Source organism: Pseudoalteromonas sp. P1-8 (assembly GCF_001399985.1).
Lineage (GTDB): Bacteria > Pseudomonadota > Gammaproteobacteria > Enterobacterales > Alteromonadaceae > Pseudoalteromonas.
This window is the reverse complement of record NZ_LJSO01000012.1, coordinates 113,591-124,728: the sequence shown is the minus strand read 5'-3', so window position 1 is coordinate 124,728 and position 11,138 is coordinate 113,591. Positions and strand designations below refer to the sequence as shown.

The window sequence follows — 11,138 nt, the reverse complement described above, 5'->3', positions numbered from 1 at the left end:
TCGCACCTCGTTCCTCGCACCTCGTTCCTCGCACCTCGTCCCTCGCACCTCGTCCCTCGTTCCTCGCACCTCGTCCCTCGCATCTTGTTCCTCGCACCTCGTAACTACAACCTTCTTCCTTCCTCCAACTAACTTCTAATATCCATTCTAAAATCGTTGATTCTTAGCATTTAAAATCACATTTCATCCTTTGCGTTACCTAGCTTTAATGGTATTTTAGCGCCAAGCAATCTTGCCAATATAAAGGAAGTAAAATGGCATCCAAAACCGTCGAATACTACAACCAAAATGCGCAAGCATTTGTCGATGCCACACTCGATGTAGACCTCAATGAACTTTATGACGAGTTCTTACCGCTGATCCCAAAAAAAGGCGCTTTACTCGATGCCGGTTGTGGCTCTGGCCGCGACGCTTTCATCTTTAAAGAGCGTGGTTATAGCGTAGATGCATTCGATATCAGCCCAGCTATGGCAAAGCTGGCGTCAGAATACTTAAACCAAGACGTAGCTGTAAGCAGCTTTCTAGAGCTAAACGACGTTGCCAAATACGACGGCATTTGGTGCTGCGCAAGCCTTATTCACGTAGCAAAAAACGATTTAACCGAAGCATTCAACAACCTTGCCCGTGCATTAAAGCAACAAGGCATCGTGTATGTATCGTTTAAATACGGCGACGGCGAGCGCGAACACAACGGTCGTGAATTTACTGACCTAAACGAACAAGCCCTTGAGAGCATTATTAAAGGCACAGACCTGTTTATCCTCAAGTCATGGCAAAGCGCTGACCAACGCCCAGAGCGCGCCACCGAAACATGGCTAAACGCCATTTTGCACAGAAGAACGATATAATAATTTATATGCGGTATAGCAGGCTATACCGCAGCTCCCCTAATATTGTATGGGTTTTAAAGAGTAGCTCTACCTAAAACCCTATATTTGCAATAGCGTTTCATGCTAGATTGTTCCTAAACTAAATCGCCAATAATCAAGCTACAACAATGCGTTATGAGCATAAGTAGCAAATAAGTCGGCGTATACAGGGAGCAGTTCATGAACTTTAAAGCACTTTTCAACAGTACACATAAGGCTTGATTGATGATGGCCATGCAGCAGCAACTCGATTTTATTGCTTACATTCAGCGCATGCTGGTGGAAGGTGATTTTAGTGCGACATATAAGTTTGCACTATTGCATGCGTTGGCTGATGTTTGTGTTGAGCAACCAATGATGTATGAAGCTAGCGAGTTAAACATTGATCTTGCTAAGCTTGCTGAAAAGTTAATAGAGCTTTATTGGCACCATGCAGTGCCATTTTCTTCTGCTCATAGTGGTGAAAGTGCTTTACTAAAACAAAACTCTGGTGTGCAATCAAAAGTAATTACGGTGCTATATGAGTGCCAGCAAAACAATATTCGTAGCTTACGCCAGCTAAAATTAAGCCCTTACTGGCACACCACTTACAAAGCAGCTTTAGACACTTTAAAAACAGGCCCATTGTGGCGCTTACAAATTCTAGCTAAACAAGAAGAGTGCTTTTTATATCCGCACACAAAAGGCAAAAGCTATATTACTCTAAATACAGGCATAGCCGCTTGCTTTAGACGCTTTTACGATTTAGTTGTCTATTTAGCTAAAAATGCATGGCTACAAAAGATTCAAAGCATTAAGCACAATCAAGCACTTATTGGCCCTCAAAGCCAACTGCATGACTTTTTATTTGGTTTCGACCGCACAGCACTTAACAAAGCAAAACCAATTTTAGTCGAAATACAAAAAGGCCAGTGTTTTTATTGTCAAAAGCCACTCACAAGTGCGATAGAAGTTGATCACTTTATTCCATTTGCCCGCTACGCTAACGATTTAGGCCATAATTTTGTTGTTGCCCATCGAAGTTGTAATAACAGCAAACGCGACTTTTTAGCAGCCCAGCTGCACCGCGAACGTTGGCAAGATCAAAACCTAGATCGTCACAGCCAGCTACTCACTGATGAACTAACTCGCTATTTTCATTGTGATGTAGATAAATCCCTTGCAGTAAGCAACTGGGCATACCAAGTTGCCAGCAGCAATGGTGCAAAACTCTGGCTTGCAAAGGGTAGGTTTGAGTTGGCGGGGAGTAAAAATGTCCACCAGTTAGATTTAGTCGCGCAGACAAAGTACAAATATGATTCTTAATAAGCTTAGGTTTTAACCTACAGCCAACTTCCCTGCCTCATGCCACATTTCACATGGCATGGGGTTTGTTAGCTCCCAAGTAATATTCATTGGTTGGCTGCCATTGTGGCTTTGGTATTTAACCTCGCCATAGTTAACGAACCCCATTGTTCTACCGTTTTCGTCTTTGCTTTGTTCCCGCACAAACAGCAAGATTGTTTTTCCAGTTTGTTGGTGCTGAATATAACTTAAGCCGCGGCCGTGTTCTGGTCGTGCGCTGTTTTGCGTTTGCCAATGAAACAGAGTAGGGCTGATTGCATAGTCATGGTATAGCGTTGTTGGCGAATAGGTCTTTTCGCATTTGTTGAGAGTTACAAAAAGTAATTCTAAATTTTGTTTTTTGAACTCTAATACGCCTTCGCGTGCAGTCGATTTTTTATCAAACGTATGTGCACCAAATGCAGCTAATATTTGCTGGCGAGTATAACGACTGTGTAACTTTATTGCGTGATTAGGAAGGCATGTTAAATCACTTTCTTGTTGGTGAATTCGATTTATTAAAAGCGTAATCACTTCTGATAACTCGTGTTGTAATAGTGGGTTTTTTAGTGCTTGTAAGCTTTGCTTAATAGATTTAAACCCCAGACTTGTGCCAGTGTTATCCCAAAAATTGTAATGAGCCATTAGAGCGTATTGTTGATTTTTAGGTGTTATTTCAATGGTAAAGTCGCTGTTACATAAATCGCGTAAAAAGCTCAAATAGCTCAGTGAGTTGCAACTGAGTAATTGAGTATTGATTGCACGATAATACGCAGAATAAATATCGACTTGCTCTACTGGTATTTCATCGCCTTTTAACCAGTACCAGCCACCGAGCTTATTTTCCTTCGGTTTATAAATATCTTCTAACGTCACTTGAGGGTTTATGGTTAAAAAGTTACTTAGAGATAGTTGGGCGTTAGTATGTTGTGAATAGCTACTTATAAGCTGTTGCAAGCGCCTTTTGCTATTAATTGCCTGTTGAATATTACGCAAAATTGCTTTTTGGGTACGTTCTTGCAGCTCTATACTGCAACCCAACGGCAAATGCGGAAAGTCATTTTCTATTTCGGCTTTTATTGACTGGTTAGTTTTGCCAATTAGAGCTCGAAACTTATTAGCAAAGTCATACTCTGGGCGAGCGTTACCAACAAAATCTAGAACGGTGCAGCATTGTTTTTGGCTATTGTCAGGTAAACGCAGGCCTCGTCCTAACTGCTGTAAAAATAACGTTAGGCTTTCTGTTGGTCGTAAAAAGAGCAAAGTATCAACTTCAGGGATATCGACCCCTTCATTAAAAATATCTACTACACAGAGGATCTTTATTTCACCTCTTCTAAGCGCCTGTTGTTTGTGATTTCGCTCATGAGTATTTTTACTGGTAAGTACGTCCGCACTTATACCTGCAAGGTTAAATTTACTAGCCATAAACTCAGCATGATCTTGGCTAACACAGAATGCTAAAGCTTTAATTGTGTGAATATTAGTGGCGATTTCATTGAGGCTCGAGATGATTTTTTTAGCGCGGTTGTTCTCCCCAGTGTAGAGCTTACTTAATTCGCTAATATCATAACGACCGCCACGCCAAGTTATTTTGCTTAAATCTATATCATCATCAAGCCCAAAGTATTGGAATGGGCACAAATGGCGTTGATTTATTGCTTCTGGTAAGCGGATCTCTGCAGCAATTACACCACAGAAATCTTCCAAAATATTTGCACCATCTTGCCTTTCCGGAGTGGCCGTTAAGCCTAATAAAATGTTTGGTTTAAAGTGGTTAAGAATACCGCGGTAACTTGCTGCGCTTACGTGATGTACTTCATCGATAACAATGTAATCATAAAAATCAGCGCTCAACTTCATGTTGTCGATTTGATTATTAAGAGTCTGAATTGAGGCAAATAACTGGTTGTATCTTTGAGGCTTGTAGTTACCGACCCAAAGCTCACCGAAATCGTTATTTTTTAGCACACCACGGTAGGCGCTTTGTGCTTGAGTGAGGATCTCTTCTCGATGCGCGACGAATAAAAAATTGGCATTTGGCTTTTTGTCATACACGGTTTTAAAATCAAATGCCGATATGATGGTTTTGCCAGTGCCTGTAGCAGCCACCACTAAGTTTCTAAATCGATTATGAACACTTCGTTCAACACTTAGTTTTTCTAAAATAGCTAATTGATGAGTTTTTGGTGTGATATCAAAATAAAACTGGTTACTTGATTGGCCTTTACCACGCTGCTCATTAAGTGAGTTTATTAGCTTTTCTTTGCATTCAACTTTGCCGCTAAATAATTCAAAATCTGGCGACTGCCAATAGGTTTCAAAGGTGCTTTTGGTTTTAGCAATAATATGCGGTATTTCTTGCGCGGTAATTTTTAAATTCCACTCAAGGCCGCTGGTGAGTGCTGAATGTGATAAGTTTGATGAACCAATGTAGCCTGTATGAAAACCTGTGTTACGCATAAATAAGTAAGATTTAGCGTGTAAACGTTCTTGTTGATTGTTGTAGCTTAGTTTTACTTCTGTGTTGGGTAAGCTAGCTAAGAACTCAACTGCTTTAGCGTCTGTTGCACCCATGTATGAGGTGGTGATTACTTTTAGCTTATTACCTCTTCTTGTAAAGGCTTCTAGCTCACTTTTAAATATCCGCAGTCCAGTCCATTTGATAAATGAAACGAGCCAATAAATAGTATCAGCTGATTTAATTTCTCTCTTAAGCTCAGTCTCAAGAGATAGGCCAGCATTTGCGCCACTAAATAGCTCACTTTGCGTAAGACCTGTTAGTGGGAAAATGCTGTTTGAGTAGTCTTTGAGATTAGTTGCTACAGGGTTTTCTGTATTGAATAGAGCTGTAAGTATTTTACCTTGGCTATCTAAGAGGTTTTCATTGATCAGCTCATCGTCTTTAATATGATCTTTAAGCCATAAAACTAAGTTATTAGCTAAATCAATTTGTTCGCTTAATCGATCTTTAGAGTGGGGGATAGCATCAATCGCATGTGCGACTAGCTTTCCTAAAAATCGAGCTATCCAAGTTGCGGCTTCGGCAGGTTCTAGTTGGCGTTCTCCTACATAAAATTGCTTACGATCTAAATTTTGCTCAATCACTTGAGTAATAAGCTGCTCGTAAATGCCAACCTGTTCCATAAACCACTCCCTGTTATTTACAGCCAGTTTACTGAAATAGCTAATGAAAACAAGAAATAACTCATTGTTCAGTTGCAGGCGATTGCTGAGGTTTTCCCCGTGTTCACACCCGAAATTAAATTAATTATGAGTAATTAACAGCATGGATGCTGTAAAAAGCGTAGCTTGGCCACGGATGGCCTATCTACGGTGTTTACGTTCATTTAATTAATTCAAATTGAGGGAACAGTGTGAACCTCGGGGCGCCGAGAGATTCCAAAGAGAAGTCGGCGTTTACTTCTCTTTGGTTGCCGTCGCCAACGCGACATTATTAAATAATTGATGTATAAAGAGGGAGTTAACAGAACAAGGACCTGAAATGGATAACTTCATAGCACAAGGACTCAGCCTTTTATTTGTAATAGGAGGAATATATTCAATATTAGGTGTTATTTTTTTAAGAGTATGGCTTCATCAGAAGCAAGCCAAGTTACCTGTAGATCGAAAAAAATTTACTCGAGTAGCCGCACAAACACTTAACGATCAAGTAAACGATAAGGTCTTTAATGTTGTTGGTTACATAGGTGTAGCTGCATTGATTATTACAATGCCGTTTGCCCTCAAAGGGATTACCGAAATGTTGGCAAGCGGTCAATTGAACTACTTTTTTATAATTGTAATTATTGTCGGTTTAATTTACACCGCCAGAAAATCGTGGTTTGAATCAGACCAGTTAATTAAACTAAAACTAGGGCGAGACGCTGAGTTAGCTGTTGCATCTGAATTAATTGAGCTTCAATCTCATGGGTATCAAATATTTCATGATATTCAAGCTGATGGGTTTAATATTGATCACTTAGTTATTGGGCCTAATGGTGTTTTTGCGATTGAAACAAAAGGAAGGCATAAGCGCGTTAAAGATGATACAAACTACAAAGTCCGATTCGAAAATAATCTACTAGCCTTTCCATCTTGGAATGAAAACAAGCCAATTGAACAAGCAGAAATACAAGCAAATTGGGTTTATAAATGGTTAAGTGAAGCAACTGGTTTTCAAACAAAAATAACCCCAATATTGTGCTTTCCAGGTTGGTTTATAGAGTTGAAGCAGCGACCACCATTTCCTATTGTTTCCCATAGACAGTTAGCAAAAACTATATTGTCGATGCGCCAAAACCAAATAGATGGAGCTATGCAAAAAGCTATTTGCTATCAAGCTGTGCAAAGAAGCTTAAATATTTCTAAGGTTTAATTGATAGAGACTAAATTTAATGCTTAGTTTGAGTAGGCAATTTGCATCGAAAGTTTTCTAAAGCAATTGTTTTAGCTAGCTTTTATCGAATAAGTACTTCCCTAGCTAACACATAGGGAGTAAATACAACCAAATTACACAGATGTAATGTTATGAATAAATGGATTTTATTACTCGCTACTTTGCTTGCGAGTTTCTACACAGTTGCTGAAGAGCAATATTCAAAAAGTCGCTGTGATAGCATTGAGGCTGAGCGTGAGAGCATTCGTAAAAGAATGAATCGTAGCTATACGGCTAGGCAAGGTGAACGTTGGAATCAGCGTTTAGATGAGCTTTTTACGCTGCTTGCGAGACACTGCAAACACCCAAAAAGAAGCTCTGGCAATGGCGGTAATTATACGTATCGCTCGAACCCTACAGCACTTTTAAACACCAAAGTATATAACTCTACGGTGTATTCAAACTCATATAATGACGATAAAAAACGCCATGCTTGGGGGCAATTTTATCAATTACCAAAACGTTGTAGAGCGAAGAAAATTCAGCAAGCTGATTTTGTATGGTGTAGTGAAAATAAAGCTGAGCAAAAGGCGCTATTTGAATCGGCTTGGAGTGGTAAAGCTAAAGCAGACTATAAAGATATTGTTATTACTGTAAAGCCGACCATTACAGAAATTAATGCAAATAAAACTACAAGCCAAGCGGTGATAAAGAATCCGATAATCGAAGCACCCGTTAAACAAGCTTCAACTCCTTTAAATGAGAGTGTTGGTCCGCAATTTACAAAGTTGAATGACCTTAAAGTTTGGCAATTAGGCTTGACTGGCATTGCGGCCATGTTGTTTGTGTTTGGTCTTTATCGTTGGTTTAAAGATTGAGTTATTTACGGGCTAAAGCCCGACCTACAATGCCTCGCATCTCGCATCTCGCATCTCGCATCTCACATCTCGCAACTCGCAACTCGCAACTAAAGCGCTAATATTTCTCCTTGCAAGCTCGGTGAGTCTGCAATACTGGTTTGGAGTTGTTCTATCAACAACTGGGCATTCGCTGATGGTGTGCGTGAATGTGGCCAGAGGGCGTAAATTGGCCTTGCGGGAATACTGTGGGGGGAGTCGATATAACTAAAGTTGCTGGTTTCGTCTATACAGCAAATTTCGCTCATCGGCAGTAAGCCAATGCCATAGCCTGCTTCAACCATTTTTCTGGTGATTGTAATATCAAAGCAAAAGCTTATATGTTCATACTCGGTTTTTAATTTATTTAGCAAACCGCTGGGTACTTGTGACTCTGAATAGGGCAATATCAGCCTTGATGTTGGGGCATCTGTCTTTTTAATCAGCTTTATTGCGATCATGCCTAGGCGCTTTTGAAAATAACTTGAGTCTTGTTGTTCGCCGATGCGAATGGCTAAATCAAAACGTTTTTGGCTTAGTTGGCTATTGGTATTACTTGGGTAAATGTGGAGGTTTAGCGCAGGGTTTGCCATCGCAAACTGATTAACTGCCCCCATCAGTGGGCCTGCAATGATGTTTTGTGGGCACAACAGGTAAAACTCTTTTGCGGCGGGTGAGTCATTTAGTTGCTCAAGCTGGCTGTTAAGAGCAAGCACTTGCTCGCCTAATTCGTTATACAGTGATTCACCTTTGGCGGTTAACACAATGCCTCGGGCTGTACGTTGCAGTAATGGCTCAGCGAGTTTTTCTTCTAACGCCTGAATGCGCCTTGATAGGGTCGATAGATTCAGTCCTAAATCTTTTGCTGTTTGGCTCATGCTTTTACGGCGCGCTATTTCAATAAATAAATGCAGATCATCCAGCATACGACTCCCTCAATCTTAGTTTGCATTTTCGTGACTGTTGCCACTTGGCCTGTGCAAATATAGTAACGCCAAGGAGGACATATGAAAATTCATTTTACTTTTACTGCGGCATTTTCGTTTTTAATGTCGTTTTTACTTTCGGCATGGGTCACTTATGTCAACTTAGGGCTAAGCGATACATTTTTTCTAAGTTGGATGAAGGCGTTTGCTAATGCGTGGCCTGCTGCGTTTGTGGTGGCTTTTACGGTTGCCCCGCCTATTCGGGCATTGGTTTTAAAGTTATATAGTAAGGAGTCAGTATGATTAATATCGTGGCAAAAATTACCCCAAAGGCTGCATTATTTGACGACTGTAAAGGGCATTTACAGAGCATATTAGCAGTCACTCGTGCAGAGCCTGGTTGTAATCGTTTTGAATTGTTTGCGAGTAAAGAGCAGCGTTGTTTGTTTTTAGTTGAGCAGTTCGCATCGCAAGCCGCCCTTGATGAGCATTATGCTCAGCCTTATACCAAAGCTGTGTTCGCGTTTTATGAAAATGCCTTGGCAGAGCCGGTTGAGGTAGAGAAGGTGGAGATGTGTTGAGAGAAAAGTTAGCGAGATGCGAGGGGAAAGGAGCTAGGCTCTAGGGGCTAGGGGAAGTCGATCTTGTGTTCTTCTCTGCAATGACAACCTTGTAGGAGGTATTGTAGGAGGTATTGTAGGAGGTACTTTAGTGCCGAATGAAACATAAAAGAGCGATCAGCAGTTTGATAGTGGAAATAATTAACCTTAAGCCTTTCATGATTATTGCTTGTTCGCTATGTGAAATTGTTAGGCAGGTAATTTGTCATTCTTTTAGATGAATTTGCTGCAGATTTGTTGAAGTTTTATTAGAAACTGATAATCTGTACCCCTAACCTTTACAGTGACGTAAATTAATGATTAAACGGATTTTAATGACAACAGCCTTGTTGTTGCCCGCTTTTGTTTGGGCGCAGCAAAGCGCTCCTTCAGATGCATGTCAAAGCATGCAAGCCGAACGTATAGAGCTACAAATAGCCCTGCGTAAAACCAATCTTCTCGACAAAATTGAAGCCTATAAGCAGCGCATTCAAAGCTTGTCGGCGCGAATATCTGAAACTTGCTTTAGTGAAGATCAAATTGCTGAGCTAAAGTCGTCTTTGTATAACCCTGATATTACTGAGCTTGAAAACACCTTGGCAAAGCCATTAACTGAGCAAGCCTACATCAGTAAGCAAGCTGCATGGGACCGCTTTTATGTTATGCCGCCACGTTGTGCTGCTCGATCGTTACAGTTGCAAAACCTTGAGTCGTGTCTTGAAAATAAGCAAATTCAGTTTCAGCAATTTGATATGTTATGGCAGCAAAAAAGTGCGCAACTTGCCCGTACAGAAGCAAAACCAACAGATTCGTTTCATGAGTTTGTTTTACCTAGCAAAGCCGAACGAGCTAAGTTAAGCGCCGAGCAAGAATTAAAGCGCTACAGCTACAGCACAGATTCGTTCTTACCAACCAACATCATTGTGTTGTGTGCTTTAGCTGTATCGGTGTTCTTTGGTTTGATATTTATTTTCCATTGGTTAATGCGCCCACGGCCAGTGGTGAAGTGAGCATTTAGTTAGCGAGGGGAAAGTTAGCGAGTTTCGAGGTACGAGATGCGAGGGGGAAGTTAGAAAGGAGCTAGGTGCTAGGAACTAGGCGCTAGGACGCGATGTAAAATCGCTGCTTTAGTCGTTAGAGGTCAGATGTTAGATATCAGTCGAACTGTGGTGTTGGTTAGGTCGTGCGTTCTTCTCTGCATTTGAACCTTGTAGGAGGTACTTTAGTGCCGAATCAAACATAAATGAGAGCTGTCAGCCTTCAGCTCTCAGACGCGCGAAACAAGTTTCACGCCTACGGGGAAACATAGGCGCTAGGACGCGATGTAAAATCGCTGCTACAGACTCGAATCTCGCATCTCGAATCTCGCACCTCGCACCTCATTTCTCGTACCTTTCCCCTCGTAACTTGAGACTCGCTAACTTAAAACATTTCCCGGCTAAAGCCAGTCCTACGCGGGAAACATAGGCGCTGGGGTTTAGGCGTTAGAACGCGATGTAAAATCGCTGCTACAAACTCGCATCTCGAATCTCGAATCTCGCACCTCGCATCTCGTACCTTTCCCCTCGAAACTCGTACCTTAATCACTCATCCGTTTTAAACTGTTTGGCGCGTTCTTCTGCGTCAATTAAGGCTTGTGATTTTGGCTGTTTGTTTTTGCTTTCTATCACAGGCTTTTCGTCTGAATTTGGATCCCAGGTTGGATCAAGTGATAAGTTCGCAAATGGATTATACGGCTTATCATCTTGTTGCTCTGGCTCTTTGTCGGCTTCTTCACTTTTTTCTTCAGGCGTTTCTTCAAGCTTATCGTCGTTACTCAGTTCGTCAGACAAATCAACAGTTTCTACCGCTGGCTGTGACGGCTCTTCTACGTTAACGGAAGCTGGTTCATCTTGTAGTTCTTGTTCAAGTGCTTGTAAGGCTTTAGCTAAATCATCATCGTTAATGTCGTCGTGTTCTTCTGCTGGGTTTGGCGCAGTGACTGTGTGCTCATCTTCATTAAAATGATCAGCAAACGATAAATCATCACCCATAAATGATGATAAGTCATATTCGGGCACTTCATCTTTAGACGGTTCATCGTCGGCAATAGGCTCTTTTGTAGAATACTCATCAAAACCGAAAGATGAAGATGCAGTAAAGCTTGG

The 11,138-nt window shown here is 41.1% G+C and carries 9 protein-coding genes and 1 pseudogene; 7 read left to right on the top strand and 3 right to left on the bottom strand.

Annotated elements, in window-relative coordinates:
- The first annotated feature begins 254 nt into the window (after window positions 1–254).
- Together AN213_RS15880 and AN213_RS15875 are read left to right on the top strand one after the other, a co-directional pair.
- Window positions 255–848, top strand: a complete 594-nt coding sequence (locus AN213_RS15880; protein WP_055199101.1) for a bifunctional 2-polyprenyl-6-hydroxyphenol methylase/3-demethylubiquinol 3-O-methyltransferase UbiG — start codon at window positions 255–257, stop codon at window positions 846–848.
- Window positions 849–1,091: 243 nt separating this feature from the next.
- Window positions 1,092–2,174, top strand: a complete 1,083-nt coding sequence (locus AN213_RS15875) for an HNH endonuclease (protein WP_055199100.1) — start codon at window positions 1,092–1,094, stop codon at window positions 2,172–2,174.
- A gap of 12 nt (window positions 2,175–2,186) precedes the next feature.
- Here AN213_RS15875 and AN213_RS15870 read toward each other — a convergent pair whose 3' ends face one another.
- Window positions 2,187–5,339: a DUF3427 domain-containing protein gene (locus AN213_RS15870; RefSeq protein WP_055199099.1), complete on the bottom strand. Its 3,153-nt coding sequence runs from the start codon at window positions 5,337–5,339 to the stop codon at window positions 2,187–2,189.
- Between the two features lie 358 nt (window positions 5,340–5,697).
- Between AN213_RS15870 and AN213_RS15865 the strand changes: the two genes are divergently transcribed.
- Entirely contained in the window at window positions 5,698–6,570 is an 873-nt protein-coding gene (locus AN213_RS15865; protein ID WP_055199098.1) for a nuclease-related domain-containing protein, read from the top strand.
- A gap of 152 nt (window positions 6,571–6,722) precedes the next feature.
- On the top strand, window positions 6,723–7,448 hold the full coding sequence (locus AN213_RS15860) for a hypothetical protein (protein WP_055199097.1): 726 nt from the start codon (window positions 6,723–6,725) through the stop codon (window positions 7,446–7,448).
- 89 nt (window positions 7,449–7,537) lie between these two features.
- Here AN213_RS15860 and AN213_RS15855 read toward each other — a convergent pair whose 3' ends face one another.
- A complete protein-coding gene (locus AN213_RS15855; protein WP_055199096.1) occupies window positions 7,538–8,392 on the bottom strand; it encodes a LysR family transcriptional regulator in 855 nt (284 codons plus the stop codon).
- A gap of 81 nt (window positions 8,393–8,473) precedes the next feature.
- On the opposite strand from AN213_RS15855, the gene AN213_RS15850 reads away from it, so the two are divergent.
- The 3 genes from AN213_RS15850 to AN213_RS15840 all read left to right on the top strand — a co-directional run bounded on the left by AN213_RS15850 (window position 8,474) and on the right by AN213_RS15840 (window position 10,001).
- Window positions 8,474–8,695, top strand: a complete 222-nt coding sequence (locus tag AN213_RS15850) for a DUF2798 domain-containing protein (RefSeq protein ID WP_054563225.1) — start codon at window positions 8,474–8,476, stop codon at window positions 8,693–8,695.
- Window positions 8,692–8,973, top strand: coding sequence for a putative quinol monooxygenase (locus tag AN213_RS15845; protein ID WP_055199095.1), 282 nt, complete (start codon window positions 8,692–8,694; stop codon window positions 8,971–8,973). Before AN213_RS15850 ends, AN213_RS15845 begins: the two co-directional genes overlap by 4 nt.
- A gap of 335 nt (window positions 8,974–9,308) precedes the next feature.
- Window positions 9,309–10,001 carry a hypothetical protein gene (locus tag AN213_RS15840; protein ID WP_150114732.1) on the top strand — a complete coding sequence of 231 codons (693 nt, stop codon included), beginning with the start codon at window positions 9,309–9,311 and terminating at the stop codon, window positions 9,999–10,001.
- Window positions 10,002–10,574: 573 nt separating this feature from the next.
- Here the strand turns inward: AN213_RS15840 and AN213_RS15835 are convergent.
- Window positions 10,575–11,138, bottom strand: a pseudogene (locus AN213_RS15835) (hypothetical protein); the annotation flags it as partial.